General features: G+C 72.5%; 17 protein-coding genes and 1 riboswitch. Of the genes, 7 read left to right on the top strand and 10 right to left on the bottom strand.

Annotation, left to right across the window (positions count from 1 at the left end; all coding sequences use genetic code 11):
* Window positions 1-7 precede the first annotated feature (7 nt).
* Both ACTWLT_RS28925 and ACTWLT_RS28920 read right to left on the bottom strand, forming a co-directional pair.
* Window positions 8-664, bottom strand: a complete 657-nt coding sequence (locus tag ACTWLT_RS28925) for a response regulator transcription factor (protein ID WP_252419942.1) — start codon at window positions 662-664, stop codon at window positions 8-10.
* An 87-nt stretch (window positions 665-751) separates the two neighbouring features.
* On the bottom strand, window positions 752-1,063 hold the full coding sequence (locus ACTWLT_RS28920; protein WP_445321088.1) for a hypothetical protein: 312 nt from the start codon (window positions 1,061-1,063) through the stop codon (window positions 752-754).
* Between the two features lie 114 nt (window positions 1,064-1,177).
* Between ACTWLT_RS28920 and ACTWLT_RS28915 the strand changes: the two genes are divergently transcribed.
* Entirely contained in the window at window positions 1,178-1,516 is a 339-nt protein-coding gene (locus tag ACTWLT_RS28915; RefSeq protein ID WP_445321087.1) for a DUF952 domain-containing protein, read from the top strand.
* 59 nt (window positions 1,517-1,575) lie between these two features.
* Here the strand turns inward: ACTWLT_RS28915 and ACTWLT_RS28910 are convergent, their stop codons facing one another.
* From ACTWLT_RS28910 to ACTWLT_RS28900, 3 genes are all read right to left on the bottom strand, one after another.
* Window positions 1,576-3,333 carry a CDP-glycerol glycerophosphotransferase family protein gene (locus ACTWLT_RS28910; RefSeq protein WP_445321086.1) on the bottom strand — a complete coding sequence of 586 codons (1,758 nt, stop codon included), beginning with the start codon at window positions 3,331-3,333 and terminating at the stop codon, window positions 1,576-1,578.
* A gap of 401 nt (window positions 3,334-3,734) precedes the next feature.
* Entirely contained in the window at window positions 3,735-5,891 is a 2,157-nt protein-coding gene (locus tag ACTWLT_RS28905; RefSeq protein ID WP_445321085.1) for a DUF6077 domain-containing protein, read from the bottom strand.
* A 136-nt stretch (window positions 5,892-6,027) separates the two neighbouring features.
* Entirely contained in the window at window positions 6,028-6,627 is a 600-nt protein-coding gene (locus ACTWLT_RS28900) for a TetR/AcrR family transcriptional regulator (protein ID WP_445321110.1), read from the bottom strand.
* Window positions 6,628-6,845: 218 nt separating this feature from the next.
* On the opposite strand from ACTWLT_RS28900, the gene ACTWLT_RS28895 reads away from it, so the two are divergent.
* The 4 genes from ACTWLT_RS28895 (at window position 6,846) to ACTWLT_RS28880 (ending at window position 11,926) form a co-directional block, all read left to right on the top strand.
* Window positions 6,846-7,739, top strand: a complete 894-nt coding sequence (locus tag ACTWLT_RS28895; protein WP_445321084.1) for an ABC transporter permease — start codon at window positions 6,846-6,848, stop codon at window positions 7,737-7,739.
* Window positions 7,732-8,550: an ABC transporter ATP-binding protein gene (locus ACTWLT_RS28890; RefSeq protein ID WP_252419936.1), complete on the top strand. Its 819-nt coding sequence runs from the start codon at window positions 7,732-7,734 to the stop codon at window positions 8,548-8,550. The genes ACTWLT_RS28895 and ACTWLT_RS28890 overlap by 8 nt, the downstream gene beginning before the upstream one ends.
* 145 nt (window positions 8,551-8,695) lie before the next feature.
* On the top strand, window positions 8,696-10,213 hold the full coding sequence (locus ACTWLT_RS28885; RefSeq protein WP_445321083.1) for a D-ribitol-5-phosphate cytidylyltransferase: 1,518 nt from the start codon (window positions 8,696-8,698) through the stop codon (window positions 10,211-10,213).
* Between the two features lie 42 nt (window positions 10,214-10,255).
* Entirely contained in the window at window positions 10,256-11,926 is a 1,671-nt protein-coding gene (locus tag ACTWLT_RS28880) for a CDP-glycerol glycerophosphotransferase family protein (protein WP_445321082.1), read from the top strand.
* A gap of 4 nt (window positions 11,927-11,930) precedes the next feature.
* Here the strand turns inward: ACTWLT_RS28880 and ACTWLT_RS28875 are convergent, their stop codons facing one another.
* The gene (locus ACTWLT_RS28875) at window positions 11,931-12,677 is read right to left on the bottom strand and encodes an alpha/beta fold hydrolase (protein ID WP_445321081.1); all 747 of its coding nucleotides are present in this window, start codon (window positions 12,675-12,677) and stop codon (window positions 11,931-11,933) included.
* A 148-nt stretch (window positions 12,678-12,825) separates the two neighbouring features.
* Here ACTWLT_RS28875 and ACTWLT_RS28870 point away from each other — a divergent pair, with 148 nt between their 5' ends.
* Window positions 12,826-13,869 (top strand): hypothetical protein, encoded by a 1,044-nt coding sequence (locus tag ACTWLT_RS28870; protein WP_445321080.1) that lies wholly within the window; start codon window positions 12,826-12,828, stop codon window positions 13,867-13,869.
* Between the two features lie 70 nt (window positions 13,870-13,939).
* On the opposite strand, the gene ACTWLT_RS28865 is transcribed toward ACTWLT_RS28870, so the two are convergent.
* The 4 genes from ACTWLT_RS28865 to ACTWLT_RS28850 all read right to left on the bottom strand — a co-directional run bounded on the left by ACTWLT_RS28865 (window position 13,940) and on the right by ACTWLT_RS28850 (window position 18,100).
* Complete coding sequence (locus ACTWLT_RS28865; RefSeq protein WP_445321079.1) at window positions 13,940-14,794, bottom strand: C39 family peptidase; 855 nt, start codon at window positions 14,792-14,794, stop codon at window positions 13,940-13,942.
* Window positions 14,795-15,027: 233 nt separating this feature from the next.
* Window positions 15,028-15,168, bottom strand: a riboswitch (cyclic di-AMP (ydaO/yuaA leader).
* A gap of 287 nt (window positions 15,169-15,455) precedes the next feature.
* Window positions 15,456-16,223, bottom strand: a complete 768-nt coding sequence (locus tag ACTWLT_RS28860; protein ID WP_445321078.1) for a hypothetical protein — start codon at window positions 16,221-16,223, stop codon at window positions 15,456-15,458.
* 126 nt (window positions 16,224-16,349) lie between these two features.
* Window positions 16,350-16,760: a hypothetical protein gene (locus tag ACTWLT_RS28855; protein ID WP_445321077.1), complete on the bottom strand. Its 411-nt coding sequence runs from the start codon at window positions 16,758-16,760 to the stop codon at window positions 16,350-16,352.
* A gap of 83 nt (window positions 16,761-16,843) precedes the next feature.
* Window positions 16,844-18,100, bottom strand: a complete 1,257-nt coding sequence (locus ACTWLT_RS28850; RefSeq protein ID WP_445321076.1) for an acyltransferase family protein — start codon at window positions 18,098-18,100, stop codon at window positions 16,844-16,846.
* Between the two features lie 267 nt (window positions 18,101-18,367).
* Between ACTWLT_RS28850 and ACTWLT_RS28845 the strand changes: the two genes are divergently transcribed.
* Complete coding sequence (locus tag ACTWLT_RS28845) at window positions 18,368-19,543, top strand: glycosyltransferase family 2 protein (protein WP_445321075.1); 1,176 nt, start codon at window positions 18,368-18,370, stop codon at window positions 19,541-19,543.
* Window positions 19,544-19,629 lie beyond the last annotated feature (86 nt).

Raw genomic sequence — 19,629 nt, 5'->3', positions numbered from 1 at the left:
CGACTCCTCACGCATCGCGCAGCCGGTAGCCGACGCCGCGTACGGTCTCCACCAGGCGGGCGTCGCCCAGCTTGCTCCGCAGAGACCCGACGTGCACCTCGACGGTGTGCCCGTCGGCCCAGGTGGTGCCCCAGGCGTCGAGCAGGATGCGGTCGCGCGGAACCGCCACCCCGGGCTGGCGGGCCAGCGAGAGCAGGACGTCGAACTCCTTGCGGGTCAACGTGACCACGCGGCCGTCCACCGTCACCGTCCGGGCGGCCACGTCGATGCGCACCGCCCCGGCCTCGATCAGGTGCCGCTCCGGTGCGGCGTTCGCGGCCCGGCGCAGCACCGCCTCGATCCGGGCCTGCAACTCCACCATCGAGAACGGCTTGACCACGTAGTCGTCCGCGCCCAGGCGCAGGCCGAGCACCCGGTCGCGTTCCTCGCCCCGCGCGGTCACCGCGATGATGCCCAGCTGGCTGCTGCGCCGGCGCAGCTCCCGGCACAGGTCGGTGCCGTCACCGTCGGGCAGGGTCAGGTCGAGCAGCACCAGGTCGGACGGGGCGGCGGAGAGCGCCGCCGCGACGGTGGACGCGTGCTCGACCTGGTATCCGCGGCGGGTGAGGGCGGAGGAGAGCGCAGCGGCGACCCGGCGGTCGTCCTCCACCAGCAGGATCCGCACCCGTGCCCCCGTCCGTTCGCAACGCCGTCCTGCGCATGGTGGCAGAACCGCGCCGCGAGCGGGAGGGCCGCCTCCCCGGTCGGTCGGCTACAGGCCGAACACGTCGTCATCGACGGCGTCCCGGACGCCGTCGACGAAGCCCCGGAAACCCGGGTCGTCGTGCCGGGCCGGCACGCTGGTGACGTTGACCCCGCTGGCCTGGGTGACGGCGTCGACCAGAGGCGGGTAGTCGATCTCGGCGTCGTCGAAGGCGTCGTCGTCCGCCTCGGCCAGGTTGATCACGTGCTGCACGTCATCGGACGGGGTGTCCGGGTCCTGCGCCCACTCGCCGCCAGCCCGGTAGCACTCGTCGTACAGCCCGCGCTGGCTGTCGGTCCAGTCGTCGTCGTAGCTCGCCATCGCCCATCCCTCCGCGGCCGCTCCACCTGAGCATGCCCGGTGGAGGGCGACGACCGCGGCGGTACCGGTGAAAACCGGGCGGGGGCCCCGGCGGCGCGCACGTAGGCTGCCGCTGTGATCTACAAACTGCTGCCGGCCACGGAGTGGGCGGACGCCCTCGCCGCCGGCACCTTCACCGGCACGGCGCTGGACCGCGAGTCCGGGTTCATCCACCTGTCCGGTCCGGACCAGGTGGTGCGGACCGCCCGCCGGTTCTTCACCGGCGCCATCGGGTTGACCCTGCTGAGCGTCGAGGACGATCGGCTGGGCGAGGCGCTGCGGTGGGAGTCGTCGCAGGGCGGGCAGCTCTTCCCGCACCTGTACGGTCCGCTGCCGGTGACCGCGGTGGTGGCGGCGCGGCCGTTGCCGGCGGACGTCCCGGTCGCCGATGCGGTGGCCGCGCTGCTGGCCTGACACGACCGCGCCCGGCCCGACGGGTGTCGGGGCCGGGCGCGGATCGTCGTACGCGAGGTTCAGCGGCAGAGGCGGGCGATCTCCTCCTGGAACCGGTCCATCGGGTTGGCCTCGGCGGGGCCGAGCAGGTAGGTCTTCAGCTCCCGGCGTGCCTCGGTCATCGGGTCGTCGCCGGCCCGGGTGACCGCCACGATCTTCTCCAGCTCGCCGCAGTCCTTGGAGAGCAGGTACGCGGCCCGCGCGGTCGGGTACTCGCGGCGGAACTCGTCCTCCGGCAGGCCGGCCGGGTTGGCCACCACGTACGGCCGCTGGCTCTGCACGAAGTCGGAGACCACACTGGACACGTCGCTGATCAGCAGGTCGGTCTGGTTGAAGCAGTCGAACAGCCCCGGGGTGCGTCCGGTGACCACCAGGTGCGCGGTCCCGTCGAGGGAGGACGCGTTCGTGTTGCCGCCGGCCGCCCGGATGGCGTCGACCACCCGCTCGTGCACGACCCTGGCCGCCTTGGACCGCGACCCGGTGAGCGGGTGCGGCTTGTAGATCAGGCGCACCCGGGGGTTGGTGGCCAGCACGCCCTTGACGATCCGCTCGCCCATCAGCACCAGCGAGGTGTGGTACGGGTCGTCGTCGAGCCAGCCCTCCCAGGTGGGCGCGTACAGCACGGTGAACGGCCGGTCCACCGATTCGGCGCCGAAGGTGTGCACCCCGGCCAGCTGCGGCCGGCCGATCTCGACGATGTCCGAGTCGAGCACCCCCACGCCGGCGCGGGCGTACCGCTCCCGGCCGGCCAGGCCGGCGACCCAGACCTCGTCGTACACCTTGCTGTAGGGGTTGACGCTGGCCTGCTTGTCGCTGTCGCCGTGCCCGACGAAGACGTGCTTCATGCCGGGTTCGCGGAGCAGGTGGATGTTCGCGCCGACGTTCGCGGAGTAGAGCGCCGTGCGGACGCTGCCGAACTCGAGGTTCATGAAGTCCACCCCGGCCGGTACGCAGATCACCGGCAGCCGCGTGTCGGCCAACTCCAGGAACGCGTCCCGGCTGCGCATCAGCACCACCGCGCGCTGCTGCAGCGCCTCGGTCGGAGCGAGCCACATGTTCGCCTGGTAGACGTCCTTGGCCGGGCCGGCGAAGTAGAGCGCGACCTCGGGTCGGTAGGTGTCCAGCCAGCGCTGGACGGCGGGCAGCAGAGGACCCTGCCCGGCGCCCCGGCCACGCAGCCAGGTCAGCGCGATGATCGCGCCCACCAGGCCGGTCGCCACCACCGCCACGGCCCCGGCGATGAAGAACGGCGTCGGGTCGTGCTGCACGGCGGCGGCGACGGCGGCCGGAACGAGCAGCAGGTTGAGCAGGGGCATCCGGTCACCGGCGACCGCGGCCGCCCACGCCGGCGGCCGAGGGGCGGAGCGCAGCGGACCCAGCTCGATGTTGCGCACCATGGCCGAGAGCGGGTTCCGCCGGTCGATCATCGTGGAGAGCGCGCCGGCGAAGACCGAGACGACCCAGACGACGGCCGGCAGGACCAGCAGCACGGTCAGCTCGGTGCCGGTGAGCGGCACCTCGGCGGCGACCAGCAGCACGGCCGCGAGGTCCCGGGTCAGCTGCCGGTACGACCAGTGCAGGCCCACCTTCTCCAGCAGCAGCTGCGACTGCGGCGACCAGCGGGCGACGGCGAACTCGCCGATCACGGCGATCAGCCCGGCGACGGCGAACAGCCCGATCCAACCGAGGGCGCCGGCGACGAGCATGACCAGGTAGGACAGCACCAGCAGCGCGGCCTGGGCCGCCACTCCGATACGCCCTGTCAACGTGCCGAACAACGAGTACGCTCCCTACGAGATTGATGACCGGCTTGAGCAGGTAGATCTCCGAGGCCGGAGGCGCTGGGCCGGTCGACGGCCGCGACCCGACGCGAGCACCGGGTCGCCGTTCGACCGTTCCTCCGCTCGTCGCGCAGGCCGTGTCCCATGTCCGAGCTCCTGGAGTGCAGTGTGCCGCGCGGCCGACCCGTTGCCCACAGGGCGGGCCTCCAGCGCGTGACTGCGACCTTAACGCGAGTGGGCACAGCGGCATCGGCCGGGTATCGGCTGACATTCCGGTCAAACGCAGCGGCGCTCCCCCGGCGTCACGGCGCGGGCCTGGACCCGGTCGGTGCGCGGGACCGGTCCGGGATGGCCACCTGGCCGCACCCGAAACACCCGCGCACCGACATTTCCGCAGGTCAGCCGCCGCTGGTGGCAGAGGCGGTCGTCGTGGTGCGATAGCAGATCATCCCGCCGGGCGACTTCCGGGAGGCAACCTTCACCAGGCCCAGGGCCGGTGCCGCGTCGTTGGCGGCCTTGTTCGTCCTCCACAGGCACACCGCGCTCACGTCGACCCGGCGCAGGGCGGCGTCGACCTCGGCGACGGGGACCTGCTCGGTGCCGTCGGCGAAGGCGCCCAGCAGCAGCCGGTCCTTGGCGAACGGGGTGTCGATGCCGTAGTCGGTGAGGTAGAGGTCCCGGGCCATCACCACGCGGGTGCGCGTGGTGACCTGGGGCATGGCCCGCATGACCGACGTGGGGGCGAGCACCAGGCCCTTCGGCAGGTCCTGCCTGGTGATCCAGAAGGTCACGTTCTTCCGCGTTTCCGGCATCCGCCAACTCGGCTTGTCCTGGAGGACATTGGCCGTCCACATAGGCTCGCCAAGGTTGGCGAAGGTGAGCACCAGGGCGACGGGAAGCCCGACGGCGAGGGCTCGGTTCACCCAGGTGAGCCGGGGCAGCCGGATCGCCGCCAGGAGGCCGACGAGCAGGGGCAGCGGGATGATCCACGGCACCCGCCACAGCACCGCCGCCAGGCCGGTCAGCTCGGCACCCACGACCAGCACGCCGGGAATGAGCAGGATCGTCACGGTCAGCGCGGCAGCGGCGCTGAGCAGTCGCGGCACGCCGCGCCGGAGCAACAGCGGGGACGCCCACATGGCCAGGCCACCGATCACACCGAGCACGCCGAGCCACAGGGTGAACTCATAGACGCCCCGCGGTTCCTGCACCTCGGTGTACGTGGCGATCACGTTGTCGAGGCCGTTCGTGGTGAGGCGGGTGAGCAGGCCGGACAGGAGCGGGTAGGCCGCGGCGGCGGCGAAGCAGAGGGCCGCCTCACGCGGTCGCCGCATGACCAGGAGCGCGGCCGCGGCCGTGGCCGCCAGGAGTGGCAGCAGGATGACCGCGGTGGTGGTCAGGCCGACGGCGGCGACGGAGAGCAGCGCGAGCAGGCCGAGCGCACGCCGGGACCGGGTCTCCAGGAAGTCCGTGAGATACACCCAGGCAAGCGGGATGAGCGCGTGGACGAAGACGCTCTTGCCCTGCGTGAGCCGGGGCAGGTGGTAGGTGTTCAGCGCGTCCGGTGCGCCGGCCACCAGGACGATGTAGGCCAGCGCCACGCCGAAGACCAGCAGCGGGCGCCTCGGCGCCCATCTCAGGACCAGCCGCCACAGCGCGAAGATGGTGAACACTGCCAGCACCGGCAGCATGAGGTACCAGGTCACCGAGGCGGCGTGGACGTGCAGGACACGCGCCAACGCTCCGATGAACACCTCGAAGGAGGGGATCGGTGGGTTCGCCGTCCCACCGGGGAGGACGCCCTCGGTGAACAGGAAGTCCCGGAAGGGGATCTCGTCGCGCTCGGCCACCCAGACCGACTTGCCGACGTAGAAGACGTCGTCGAGGGACACCCGGGCGAGCAGCGTCCCGAACCAGGCGCCGGCCAACGCGACGACGGTCACCACGTACGCCTGCACCGGCGTGGTCACCGGACCGCCGACGGTGGAACCCTCGTCGGCCGGATCGTCGGAGCTGGAGCTGGCCGTCGCGAAGCGCACCCGCAGGGAGGTCCACGCGGAGGCGATCGCGACCACCCCGAGGGCCACCGCCAACCACCAGGTGAGTCGACCGTCGCCGAGGGCGGCGAGCAGGGCCGCGGCGGCGGCCGCACCCACCGGGAGGGAGTAACGCCGCAGCAACCCCGGCCAGCCGTTGCCGGTCGACGACGCCTCGGCCGACTCGGCGATCGCCGCGGCGGTCGCCATCTGACGGCCGGCCGCACGACGTGAACGGAGCCGCCACCCGACGACCACCGTCGCCACCATGGTGACCACCCAGGCGGCGAAGACGATGGACGGACGGAGGTCGAGGGCCAGGTTGAGGTGGTACAGCAGTGTCCACAGTGCGAAGGAGACGACTCCCGCATCAGTGAGGACGACCGGCAACGCGGCTACTCCGGCGTTGATCCGGCGGATCGGGCCACGGCCCCGGCCCGATCGGCGGTCACCCGGTGCCGTGGGCTTCGCCCGGTCGGCGGGCGCGGGCGCCTCAACAACGTCTTGGACTTCCGTCACGAGCCGTCCTTGTCGTCTATTCGTGCACGCAGGGGGCCGGACCGCCCTGGCATCGGCACGGGAGGGTCTCCGAATTGGCGGGTGCAGCCTACCGGGCTGGCACCGGACACGCGGGGGTGCCCGCCGGCGGCGAGGGTCATTTTCCGACCGCCACGTCGCGCTGGCGGGGCACCGCGCTCTCCGCACCGAGCCCGGCGGCGACCGACTCGACCAGGCGGTCCAGGTAGCTGTCGGTGAGCGGGAGGCGGGCGATGGCGAGCCGCCAGTAGAGCGGGCCGACGATGAGGTCGACGGCGGCGTCCGGGTCGGTGTCGGCGGGCAGCTCGCCACGCTCGACGGCACGGGTGACCAGGCGGCCGCCGATCTCCTGCTGGCGGGCGTACAGCACCTGACGCAGGCTCTGGTCGATGCTGGGGTTGCGGGCGGCCTCGGCCAGCAGGTCGGGAATGATCTGCGCGGCCAGCGGGTGCCGCAGCGCGTGCGCCACCACCTGGAACAGCAGCGCGAGATCCCCGCGCAGGTCGCCGGTGTCCAGTGCCGGCAGTTTGCCGTGCGCCGCGGCGGCGACGAGCTCCAGCACCAGGTCGAGCTTGGAGCTCCACCGCCGGTAGATCGCCGTCTTGCTGACGCCGGCCCGTCGGGCCACCGCCTCGATGGAGAGCCGGCCGTAGCCGACCGCGGCGAGCTCCTGCATCAACGCGCGCCGGATGGCCGTGGTGATCTCGCCACGGAGCACCGCCGCGCCGGCCGGGGCGCGCCTCTTCTCGGTCGTCACCAGGGACTCTTCTCGCAGGTCACGAAGGCCAGGGTAGCGCAACGACGGTACGGTTGCGTCCCGACGTGTTTCGGACTACTGTCCTCGCAGCGACGAGGCGGCGCTCCGCGCACAGCTCCCACTAGGATTCCATCGTCGCGAGCAACCCCGTCGTCCCGAAAGATCGGAGCGCCCTTTCCATGGCCACCACCGCGCTGGTCGACCCCGAAACGGGCCTGACCCAGGCGCAGCTGGCCGCTCGGCACGGACTACGGGTCGCCGGTGAGCGACCCAGCCTCGCCGAGTACAGCCGCCGACTGTGGGCCTACCGGCACTTCATCGCCGCGTACGCCAACGCCAAACTGGTCGCCTCGTACAGCAACGCGAAGCTGGGCCAGCTGTGGCAGGTGCTCACCCCGCTGACCAACGCCGCGGTCTACTACCTGATCTTCGGGGTGGTGCTGGCGCAGAACGACATCCCGAACTTCATCGCCTACCTGACCACCGGGTTGTTCATCTTCAACTTCACCCAGAGCGCCGTCCTGGCCGGCACCCAGTCGATCAGCAGCAACCTGGGGCTGATCAGGGCGCTGCACTTCCCCCGGGCCAGCCTGCCGCTGTCCACGACGATGACCCAGTTCCAGCAGCTGCTGGCCTCGATGGTGGTGCTGATCGGCATCGTGCTGGCCACCGGCGAGCCCATCACCCTGGAGTGGCTGCTGCTCGTGCCGGCGCTGCTGCTGCAGGCGGTGTTCAACGCCGGTGTGGTGCTGCTGGTGGCCCGGATGGGCGCCAAGGCGAGCGACCTGAAGCAGGTCATGCCGTTCATCCTGCGCACCTGGATGTACGGCTCCGGCGTCCTCTACAGCGTCAGCCTCTTCGACCGGCTGCCCGGCTGGGCGACGACCCTGGTGCAGTACAACCCCATGCTGGTCTACATCGAGCTGGCCCGGTACGTGCTGCTGGAGCAGGCGCCACTGCTCAACGAGTCGCTGACCCAGCTCTGGCTGGTCGGCGCCGGCTGGGCGCTGGTGGCCGGAATCGGTGGCTTCATCTACTTCTGGCGCGGCGAACAGGAGTACGGCCGTGGTTGAGCACTTCGAGGACTCCCCCCAGGCGACCGCGACGCTGGATCCGGCTGGCGAACGCATCCCCACCGTGGTCGTGGACGACGCGCACATCATCTACCGGGTGCACCAGGGCGCCGCCGGTGGCACCACGCCCGTGGCCGCACTGCGCCGGCTGGTGAAGCGCACCAACGCGCCGAACGTGCGGGAGGTGCACGCGGTCAAGGGGATCTCCTTCACCGCGTACCGGGGCGAGGCGATCGGGCTGATCGGCAGCAACGGCTCCGGCAAGTCCACGATCCTGCGGGCCATCGCCGGCCTGCTGCCGGTCAACCGGGGCGCGATCTACACCCAGGGGCAGCCGTCGCTGCTCGGTGTGAACGCGGCACTGCTCAACGACCTCTCGGGCGAGCGCAACGTCGTCCTCGGATGCCTGGCCATGGGGATGCATCCCGACGAGGTGGCCCAGCAGGCCGCGGGGATCATCGACTTCTCCGGGATCAACGAGCGGGGTGACTTCGCCAGCCTGCCCATGCGGACGTACTCCTCGGGCATGGCGGCCCGCCTGCGCTTCTCCATCGCCGCGGCGAAGAGGCACGACGTGCTGCTCATCGACGAGGCGCTCGCCACCGGCGACAAGGGCTTCCGCAAGCGCAGCGAGCAGCGGGTGCGGGAGCTGCGGGAGGGCGCCGGCACGGTGTTCCTGGTCAGCCACCAGCTCTCCTCGGTGCGGGACACCTGTGAACGGACAATCTGGCTGGAATCTGGCGTCCTGCGCATGGACGGCCCCACCGACGAGGTGATCCGGGCGTACGAGGCCTACGCGAACAGCAAGTAGGGCGCCGGCGAACCTCCGGCATCGACACGGCGCTGTCGACCGCGTCGCCCCCGTTGGGGCGACGCGGTTCGCGCGTTAAGGTTCATTCCGTCGCCGCTCGGGCGGAACCTTCCGTTAACGCATTCCTGAGAGTGAGGATCCGGCAATGACGCAGGACCAGACCACTGGCCCGGACGCCGCCCCGGAGACCCCGGCACCGTGGCGGCCCTCCCGGACGGTGGCCGTGGTGCTGGCCGGCGGCACCGGGACCCGGCTGGGCCTCGGCATCCCGAAGCAGCTCCTGAAGATCGCCGGTAAGCCGATCATCGAGCACACCCTGGCGGTGTTCGAGGCCGCGCCGGAGATCGACGAGATCATCGTGCTGATGGCGACCGGGCACGTCGAGGACGCCCGGCAGATCGTCGAGAAGGCCGGCCTGCGCAAGGTCACCAAGGTGATCGAGGGCGGCGACACCCGCAACGCCACCACCCGGATCGCGTTGGACGCGGTCGGCCCGGCGGACTGCAACATCCTCTTCCACGACGCGGTGCGTCCGCTGCTCAGCGGCCGGATCGTCCGCGAGTGCGTGAACGCCCTCTGGACCTACGACGCCGTGGACGTGGCCATCCCGTCCGCGGACACGATCATCCAAGTGGACGACAACGACTGCATCACCGACATCCCGGTGCGCTCCCGGCTGCGTCGCGGGCAGACCCCGCAGGCGTTCCGCTCCCCCACCATCCGCGAGGCGTACCGGATCGCCGAGGGTGACCCGAACTTCGCCGCCACCGACGACTGCGGTGTGGTGCTGCGCTACCTGCCCGGCACGCCCATCAAGGTGATCGACGGCTCGGACGAGAACATCAAGGTCACCCACCCGGTCGACGTGCACCTGGCGGACAAGCTCTTCCAGCTCGCCGCGGCGCAGGCGCCCCGGCTGACCGACCACCGCAGCTACACCGAGGAGCTGACCGGCCGCACCATCGTGGTGTTCGGCGGCAGCTACGGCATCGGCCACGAGCTGAGCGAGCTGGCCCAGCGCTACGGCGCCCAGGTCTTCCCCTTCAGCCGCTCCACCACCGGCACGCACGTCGAGCGGGCCGAGGACGTCGAGGCCGCGCTGAAGACCGCCTTCGAGGCCACCGGCCGGATCGACCACGTGGTGGTCACCGCCGGGGTCCTGGAGAAGGGCGCCCTGGCCGAGATGGACGAGGCGACCATGGACCGCGTGCTCCAGGTCAACTTCGTCGGCCCGGTCACCATCGCCCGGCAGTCGCTGCCGTACCTCCAGCAGACCAAGGGTCAGCTGCTGCTCTACACGTCCAGCTCCTACACCCGGGGCCGGGCCCGCTACGCGCTCTACTCGGCCACCAAGGCCGCCCTGGTCAACCTCACCCAGGCACTCGCCGACGAGTGGGCCGAGTTCGGCGTACGCGTCAACTGCATCAACCCGGAGCGGACGGCGACCCCGATGCGGACCCGCGCCTTCGGCGAGGAGCCCGAGCACACCCTGCTCGCCGCCGAGGCCGTCGCCCAGTCGTCGCTGGACGTGCTGATCTCCGAGCTGACCGGCCAGGTGATCGACGTACGTCGGGCGCCCGGTGACACCGCCGCGCCGGCCGTGCCGGCCCAACCCGCGCCGGGTCGGGTCGAGGCGCCGGCCGCCGCGGCGTCCGCGAGCTGACGCTGACGGCGGCGGAACACCGACGGCGGCGAACGGAGCGACATGCGCGGTGACCTGGTCCGAAAGCTGGCCGCCCGGTGCCTGAGCACCGGCCTGGCGGTGCTGGCCTTCGTCGTGGTGGCGCTGACCGGCGCCACCGGCTGGGGGCTGGCGCTGGCCGTCGGCGCGCTGGCCGCGGCGGCCGCTGAACGGCGGATCCGGCCCGGCGCGGACCTCGTCGCCGAGACGGCGCTGATCGCCGCCGCGGTCCTGGTCGGATACTCCCGACGGCTGGACGACGGGCTCGACCCGGCGCTCGTCGCCACGGCGCTGGTCCTGCTGGGGCTGGTGCTGCTGGTGGGGCCGCTGCGCACCGCCGGCAACCTGGAGATCCGGGCGGTCAACCTGCCGGTGCGCGCCTGGACCCCGGTGATCGCCGACCAGCTCGGCACCGCCCTGCTCGGGTTGCTCGCCGCGGTGTCCCTGGCCGCCGCGCTGGCCCTGCCCGCAGCGGTGGCGCTGGTCGCCAGCCTGGTGGTGGGCGCCGGAGCCGGGGCGATCGCACTGGACCTGGCCCGGCGACGGTTCCGGCCGACCGCCGGTGGCGGGGCGGTGGCCCGCGCGCTGCGCCGGCACCAGCCGGAGTTCCTGCTCTACTTCTCCGCCCCGCCGGGCTCCGAGTACCAGGTGACCATGTGGCTGCCGTACCTGGAGCGGATCGGCCGGCCGTTCATGGTCGTGCTGCGCGAGCCGGAGTTCCTGGCGCCGATCGGGGCCGCCACCAACGCCCCGGTGGTCTACTGCCCCACCCTGCGGACGCTCGACGAGGCTCTGGTGCCGAGCCTGCGGGCGGCGTTCTACGTCAACCACGGGGCGAAGAACAGCCACTGCATCCGGTTCACCCAGCTCACCCACGTCCAGTTGCACCACGGTGACAGCGACAAGGCGCCGAGCGCCAACCCGGTGTCCGGGATCTTCGACCGGATCTTCGTGGCCGGTCCGGCCGCCATCGACCGGTACGCCCGTGCCGGGGTGCGGATCCCGGCGGAGAAGTTCGTGGTGGTGGGCCGCCCGCAGGTCGAGTCGATCGAGGTACGCCCGGAGCCGGTGCGCGGGCTGGCACACCCGACCGTGCTGTACACCCCGACGTGGACCGGGCACCACGCCGACGCCGACTACTGCTCACTGCCCGTGGCGGAGAACCTGCTGCGGCGGCTGCTGGAGCGCGGCGCCACGGTGATCCTGCGCGCCCACCCGTACACCGCGCAGAACCCGGCCTCGGCCCGGCAACTGGGCCGGCTGACCGAGCTGCTGGCCGCCGACCGTGCCCGCACGGGGCGGCAGCACGTGATGGGCGCGGCGGCCCGGGAGCTGAGCCTGACCGAGTGTGTGAACGCCTCGGACGCGCTCGTCTCCGACGTGTCCGGGGTGATCTCCGACTACCTCTACTCCGGCAAGCCCTACGCGGTCACCGACATGGGCGACGGGGGCGACCGGTTCGTGGACCGCTTCCCGCTGGCCGGGTCGGGCTACGTGCTGCGCCGCGACATGTCGAATGTGGACGAGGTGCTGACCGCACTGCTGGACACCGACCCGCTGGCCGAGGCGCGCTGGGCGACCCGCCGCCGCTACCTGGGTGACTTCCCGGCCGAGTCGTACGCTGACGCGTTCCTGACCGCCGCCCGGCAGGAGTTGGCGCCGGCGAGGCCGCTGGCCACGTCGACCCCGGTGTAGCGGCTCAGCGGTACGCGTCCAGCAGCGCCAGCACCGCCGCCGGGTCCTCCACGTGCGCGTTGTGCCCCAGCCCCGGCAGCGTGGCGACCGGTACGCCGAACTCCTTGAGCTGGGCGTCGGTGACCATCGGGTCGTGCTCGCCTCGGGCCAGCACCACCGGCACGTCCGTCGCGGCCAGCAGAGCGGCGAGGTCCGGCTCGCCGACGGCGAACGCGCCCGGGTCCATCGCCAGCCGCCACCGGCCGTCGACCTGGCGCAGCCCGGCGTCGACCACCGGGTGGTCGGGCGGAAGCAGGCCGGAGAGCCCGGAGACCCGCAGGTAGCGGCGGGCCGCCTCGGTGCGGCTGGGGAACCAGGCGACCGGGCGGGCGGCGAGTTCGGCGGCGCGGGTCAGTTCCTCGGGTGACCAGACGGCCTTGATGCCCAGCCCGACCATGGCGGCCACCCGCGTGCCGGCGGCGCGGGCGGCCAGCGCCAGGCCGACCACCCCGCCCAGCGAGTGCCCGAGCACGACGACCCGGTCGTCGGCGGCCAGGCCGTGGGCGATCCGCTCGGCGAACCCGTCGAAGGAGTACGACGGCAGCGGCGCCGACCAACCGTGACCGGCGAGGTCCGGTGCCAGCCACCGCCCCGGCCAGTGCTGCTCCAGCAGCGGCGCCCAGGGCAGCCAGACGTCGCCGGTCGCCCCCATCCCGTGCAGAAGCAACAGGATCGGTCCGCGACCTGCCCGGCCCTCTGGTTCATCCACCACGGCCGCAGTCTCGCACGGTTCGACCGCTGGTACGAGAGCTGTCGCCGGCGACGCGCGCGGGGACACCGTGCCGGGAAGATCCACTGTAGAGTCCGGCGCCTGGACGGGCTCGGCCACCGTCGGGCCCATCGCGAGAGGAGAGCCGACCGTGCGTACGAAGCATCGATCAGCACTGGCGGCGGCCCTGGTGGCCGTCGCGCTCGCCACCGTGCCCGGCACCCCCGCTCTCGGCACCGCACCAGCCAGCCCTGCCCGAGGCGCCGACACGGCGGTGGCCGCCGACCGGGTCCTGCGGGTCTACAACAACAACATCGAGAACCTGGTGGTCAACAACTCCGACGGGACGTGCAGCCGGATCTCCGGGCCGGACCACCTGACCTCGATCCTGGTCGACGACGCCGGCCGCACCGGCACCACCGGTGTGGTGGCGCCCGACATTCTCATCGTGCAACAGGTACGCGGCACCGGCCAGGCCGAGGCGTACGCCGATCAACTGTCGGCCAAGTTCGGCTACCCGGCGGGCACGTACGGTGCGATCGTCGCCTGGAGTGACCCGGAGCCGTGGGGCAGCACGCACAGGTGCAGCTCGCAGGCGCTCGGTGACCTCAAGAAGAAGCAGACCAACGGGATCATCTGGAACACCAGGACGCTCGGCCTCGCCGCCGGTGACATCTCGAAGTACTGGAGCGCGGGCTGGCTCAAGCCCGGCACGGCCTACGACAACGGCGCCGGGTGCACGCTCTACAAGCCGCCGAACAGCGACCCGGACAGCACCGACTACTACAAGTGGAAGCGGACCAGCGCCATCGCGGCCCGGTTCACCATCAGGGCCACCGGCACCAGCGTGTTCGCCGCGACGATGCACCTACCCCAGGAGAACCGGCAGAACGCGTGCGCCGGCGACGGCGACCGGGGCATCGCCAACAGCGGCATCCACCTCGGTGCGGACGCGACCAGCCTGCTGAACGCCTCCACGATCCGCATCGTGGGCATCGACGCGAACCGCACGGGCATCGCGTCGGGCACGCTGAGCGGGTACGGCATGACCGGCTACGGGTCGAAGGCCACCAGCGGCTCCAGCAAGATCGATTATCTCTTCGTGAAGGGCAGCGTGCAGCCGTCCGTAGTCGACCACACGGTCAGCGGGACGAAGTCCAACCACCTCGCGCTGTACGGCTTCGTCAGCTACTGATCGCACCGACGCGGACGCCGCGGGCGCCGGCCCCTCGTGGGGGACGGCGCCCGCGGCGGCTGCGCCCGGGTCAGGCGGAGTAACCCCGAGTGGCGATCCAGTTCGCCAGGTCGATCGTGGTGATCCAGTACGCCGGGTCGGCGGCGTTCGCCGAGTCGGCGATCCGCACGGTCCGGCCGTTGTCCTTGTAACCCACGACGGCGATGTAGTGGCCACCGCCGTAGGAGTGCCAGCCGCCGTTGGTGTCGGTGGCGTCGCCGACGACGTTGGCCACCACGCCGCGACCGGCGCTGATGGCCGCGACCACGTCGGCCTGGAGCTGGTCCATCTGCGCCGGGCTGGGCGTGCCGGCGAACATGCGGGTCCGGTACGGGGAGCCCTTCACCTCGGCGTTGAGCACCCGGGTGGTGTCCAGGGCGGAGTTGGTGCCCATCTCGGTGGTGCCCAGCTCGGCGCCCAGCTCGTCCTGCGTGCGGTCGATGCCGGTGGCGCTGAGGGCGTTGCGGGTGGCCGCCGGGCCACAGTTGTAGTACGTGTTCTGCGCCTGGTAGTCGTAGTCGAGCACCTTGGTCGCGGGCGGCTTCGGCGGCTGCGGCTTACGGGTCAGGTCCGGGTTGCCGCTGGCCTTGGCGGCGGGCGACGCGGCGCTGGTGGCCGGCACGGGAGCGGTGGTGGTCGGCGCGGAACTGGCCGAGGGGGACGCGTCGCGCGCGTCGCCACGGGAGGCAGCGGTGTCGCTGCGCATCTCGGCGACCGTGGTCGCGGTGTGCTGGGTGGCCGGGGCGTCGTCGGTGCCGGCGAGCAGGGCGCCACCGGTGGTGGCGATCGCGAGGGCCGCGGCGGAGGCGGCGACGATCTGGTACGGGCGCTCGCTGGTGAGGCGGCGGAGCTGACGCTGCAGGGTGTGCTTCACGGGGTCCTCCACGGATCAGGGGGAGAGCGGCACACCGGGGCCGGACCGGTATCCGGGCAGGCGCCAACGCGCGGACCGTGGTCCGCGGATGATGAACCGCTCAGGGGATGGCCCGGCGTGGCCGGGCGGAAGAGGCGGTGACCCGGGGGGTCAGCTCACCGTCACAAGACGGATGGGCGGGGGCACCGCGGCGCCGTGGAGGCGGGGGAACAACCGAGGGGTGGAGAGTTGCTGCACGAGGATGGAACTCCTTCCGACACCGCCTACCGGGTTAGCTGACGGATTCGGGCGGGAAGATCGCCCTACCGCGGCCGTGGCTCGCGGATTCACCCCGGACTTGCTGGTGGGTCCCCGGTTCGTTGATCACGATTAAGCGGGTCGGCGCGGCGTCGCCTCTTGCGAACGGTTACCGCACCGGACGGGACGACACTACTGGTCGTGTTCCCACCCTGCCAAGCCAGGTTCACCTGCGTAAACCTGAAATGGCGCAGCAATTTCTGCGCGTATTGCCACTGACGCGACTCGATGGGACAACCGGTTACGGAGGCGCCTGCGGGCGGGAACCGGACAGGCCGGTGACAACGGCGCCGGATTCGCGGGAACAATCGCGCCGATCGCGCCGTGCGCCCGGTTCCGAGCGGGTGTGACCGGGCTCACGTCCCTAATCGACGACTCAGCCGACCCGGGCCGGACGCCACCGCGTCACGGCCGCCGGACGCAGCGCCGCGGTCATCGTGCGACGTGCCGGTAGCGTGTTCGGGCGCAGCCGGGCCGCCGCCGCGTACGCCTCCTCGGCGAGCGCCCGGGCCGAGGCCGCGGCCAGTTCCGCGTCCCGCCACGCCGACCGTTCCCGCCCGGCCGCGGCCCGGTAGTCGGCCAGCCGCGCGTCCCGGACCGCCCGGCTCAGCAGCGCCTCCTGCTCGACGGGGTGCCGGCGGGGATCCCAGCCGTTGCGGTGCGCGAAGACGTCACCGAGCTGCCGCATGGACAGGTCACCGCGCCAGTGCGCCTCCATCGCCGCACGATGCAGATAGCGCTCCCGGGCGGCGTACTCGGCGGGGGTGCGCGGCGTACGCGGGGTGGGCAGCGCGCCGGCCCCGTCGAACCGGCGGGCGGCGGTGTCCGCCTCGTCGTACCTGGCCCAGGCCTGCTCCACCTCTTCCTGAGCGGTCAGCCAGTCGGTGCGCCGCCGGCGGGCGGTCTGCGCAGCCCCGGCAGCGGCGACGGCGACCTCCTCGGCGTACCGGCGCAGGTCGGCGGCCTCGGCCTCGGCCACCTCCCGGGCGCTTGGCGCCGGCGCCGGGTCCACCGCCGGCTGGTCCCGCTCCGGGCGGGCGACGAGCACGGCGAGCACGGTGAGAGCGAGCAGGAACAGGGCTGACCAGATGGCGGCGGCCTGCGGCACCTCGGTCAGGAAATGGTGGAAGACGACGGTCTCCATGGTCGGCACCTCGCGGAGAGAGTGATGCGATGAGGATCCGCACGGGCCACCGGCGGCGGGCCACGGGTCGGCGGGGTGCGGAGCGGATGAGTCGACAGGTGCGGCGGCGGGACGCGTCCCGGTGGCTCAGCGTGCGGGTGGGGCCCGGGGCGCCCGGCTGGCCGGGCCGGCAGAGCGGGGCAGCCGGCCGGCGCCGGCCGCGCGCACCGGCGCCGCGTCGACGGCGGCGGCCTGTTCGGCGAGGGGCGTTGCCTGCCCGTCGGTCGACCACGTCGGGCCGGCCTGCTCGACGGCTCCCTCGGCGCCGAACGGCGTCGTGTGTGCGGCACCGTCGGCCGGGGCGGGTCGGGACATCGGCGCGAGCAGCCCGGGGGTGAACGCCGTCGGCCCGGAGGCCGGCGCCGTCGACCCGGAGGCGGTGGCGGGGGCCGTGCCCGCGCCGAGCGCGAGGGCGGCGACGACGGCGAGGCTGGTCAGCACACGTGTCGCCCAGCGCGCCACCCACCACAGCGGACAGGTGAGCGCGACCGGAAGCACGTACCCACGCTACCGTCGTGGCCGCCCGGGTGCATGGGTGCCGGGCGTGTCGGCGCACGCCGCGCCGACCAGGATGGACGGTGTCAGCGCGACTCGGCGTAGGTCGGTCGCTCGCCGGGTCGGTCCACTTCGACGTCGTGCGATCCGGTGGCCTCGGCCTCTGCACCACGAGCCTGCGCGGTGCCGCCGGGTTCGGTGCGGCCGGCTTGGGCGCCGCCGGTCCGCTGTCGCGGAACGACCGCCGGGCGGGCCGGGCGGCGCGGCGCGAGCCGCCGCATCATCGGGGTCTCCACGAAGCGATGCAGCAGCCCGGCGAGGACCAGGTTCACCAGCAGGAAGCCGAGCACCGCCGCCGGGCCGCGCCAGCCGCCGAAGCCGGTCCCCCAGTCCCCGGTCCACCGCAGCACGCTCGTCATCACCAGCACGTGCACCAGGTAGAAGGCGAACGAGACCTCGCCGAGCCACACCAGCGGCCGCGACCGCCACGGCGAGCGCAGCCCCCGCACGTCGGCGTCCGCGGCGGCGGTGATCACCAGCAGGTACGCCACCGCGAGCAGGGTGGTCCACAGCTCGGCGCGGATCCACTGGGCGGCGGCCAGCCAGGTGACCGCGAAGATCAGGCTGGCCGCGGTCAACCCGGGGCCCCGCCAGAGCCCGCGGCGCATCAGCTCGGCCGCCACCGCGCCCAACCAGAACTCCAGCGACCGCACCGGCGGGAAGACCTGGGTGAACCACCAGCGGCTGGCCTCCGGCACCAGATGCTGCGCCGGCCAGAGCGCGAAGATCAGCAGCGGCAACGCGACGACCAGCGTCCAGAGCAACGCCGGCCGGGACCGGCGCAGCAACGGCAGGGCCAACGGCAGGCAGAGGTAGAAGAAGAACTCGCAGGACAGCGACCAGCTCACCGTGTTGATGCTGTAGAACCAGCCCGGCCGGGGGTCCCAGGCCTGCAGCAGCAGCAGGTTCTCCAGCGCGGCGGCCGGCAGCACCGGATCGGCGAACCACCAGGCGACCAGCAGCGCCGCGGCCCACAGCACCAGATGGTTCGGATAGATCTTGGCGACCCGGCGCCGCCAGAAGCTCCGCCGGGAGTCGCCCGGGCGGGCCGACCAGACCAGCACGAAGCCGCTGAGGATGAAGAAGAACTGCACCCCGGACAGCCCGAGGGTGAACAGCGTGTCGACCACGGCCTTGTAGTCCGGCTCGGTGATGATCCGCATGGTCCCGGCGTGGAAGCCGAAGACCAGCAACGCGGCGATCCACCGCAGCCCGGTCAGCGAGGGCAGCCGGGTGGTGGTGGGCGCGGGCCGGGCCGCCGACTCGGCGACGGTGCTCGTCATGCCGAGGTCCCGGCGCTCCGCAGGATCACCAGCACGTGCGTCTCCTCCTCGGCGCGGCGTCGGACGGCGCGACGGCGACGCCCACGGCGGCCCGGGCAGGGCCGCACCCGGGGCACCCTACCGGGTCACTCCAGGGTGAACCGGACGTGTCCCACGGGTGCCGGAGGGCCGGCGTTAACCTTCCGCTCCGCGCAAGTTCAGGGATTCCACCTTCGTAGGCCACGTCAGGTTCCGAGCCCGGCCATCCGGGTCGTCGAAGGTGGCGGCGTGGTCAATGAGCCGACGCACGCACCGCTGCTGAGCATCGTCGTGCCCGTGTACGGCGTCGAGGCGTACCTCTACCAGTGCCTGGAGTCGATCCGGGCCGACGTACCGGCGGGCGAGGCGGGGGCGGTCGAACTGATCGCCGTCGACGACGCCTCCCCGGACGGCTGCGGCGCGATGCTGCGGTCGTACGCCGCCGGCCGCGACGGGGTCCACGTCGTCCACCTGAGCAGCAACGTGGGCCTGGGCCTGGCCCGCAACGCCGGTCTCGACGTGGCCACCGGCCGGTACGTCTGGTTCGTCGACAGCGACGACTGGCTGCCGCCGGGCACCATCGCAGCGGTGCTGGACCGGCTGCGCCAGCACCAGCCCGACGTGCTGATGCTGGACCACCTGCGGGTGCACGAGGACGGCCGGCGTGAGGTCGACGCGAGCAGCCACCTGCTGCGCGGGATGCCCGGCGTGGCCCGTCTGGCCGACCAGCCGCAGCTGCTGCGTGTGCAGCACACCGCGTGGAACAAGGTGGTCCGCCGGGCCTTCCTCGACGAGCTGGAGCTGCGGTTCTTCCCCGGCTGGTACGAGGACATCCCGTTCAGCCACCCGCTGCTCATCGGCGCGGAGAAGATCTCCGTCCTCGACCAGGTCTGCTACCTGTACCGGCAGGGCCGGCAGGGTGCGATCACCTCCACCCGCAGCGGCCGGCACTTCGACGCCTTCGCGCAGTACGAACGGCTGATGGACTGGGCCCGGCGGCGGCATGCGGACGAGCAGTTGCAGGCCGAACTGTTCGAGTTGATGATCAGCCACCTCCTGGTGGTGGTCGGCAACGACGACCGGCTGCACCCGCACCTGCGGCGGGCCTTCTTTCATCGGGTGGCCGAGCACTACCGCCGCTACCTGCCCACCGGTGGCTACCCGGTGCCACCGGGCGTGGCCGGGCTCAAGCACCGTCTGGTCGGCCGCGGTGACTACCTGTCGTACTCGGCGCTGCGTCAGGCGCACCGGGTCGCGGGCCGGCTGCGCCGGGGCGGCGCCACGGGGGACGCCGACAACGGTGCCGGTCCGGACCTCGGAGACGAGGACCCGGGCCGACCAGCCGGTTCCGCGGCCGCAGCGGGCGAGCGCGCCGTCGAGAACACGGATCGGGTCGACGCGCTGGCCGGGCGCCGCCTGCCGTGACCCCCTCCACCGCACACCAGGCCGGGAGCCGGGTCGGCTCCCGGCGCCCTGGTTTTCCAGGTCCTCCGCCCGCCGGGCGGACGACG

It is taken from the genome of Micromonospora yongxingensis, from assembly GCF_052601155.1.
The sequence above is the reverse complement of the archived record's forward strand: the minus strand, read 5'-3'. Positions and strand labels throughout refer to the sequence as shown.

Bases quoted from the DNA above. Each gene is read 5' to 3' on its own strand.
- ACTWLT_RS28920 (WP_445321088.1), bottom strand. From the start codon at position 1,063: ATGGCGAGCTACGACGACGACTGGACCGACAGCCAGCGCGGGCTGTAC.
- ACTWLT_RS28895 (WP_445321084.1), top strand. From the start codon at position 6,846: ATGGCCACCACCGCGCTGGTCGACCCCGAAACGGGCCTGACCCAGGCG.
- ACTWLT_RS28885 (WP_445321083.1), top strand. From the start codon at position 8,696: ATGACGCAGGACCAGACCACTGGCCCGGACGCCGCCCCGGAGACCCCG.
- ACTWLT_RS28880 (WP_445321082.1), top strand. From the start codon at position 10,256: ATGCGCGGTGACCTGGTCCGAAAGCTGGCCGCCCGGTGCCTGAGCACC.
- ACTWLT_RS28860 (WP_445321078.1), bottom strand. From the start codon at position 16,223: ATGGAGACCGTCGTCTTCCACCATTTCCTGACCGAGGTGCCGCAGGCC.
- ACTWLT_RS28850 (WP_445321076.1), bottom strand. From the start codon at position 18,100: ATGACGAGCACCGTCGCCGAGTCGGCGGCCCGGCCCGCGCCCACCACC.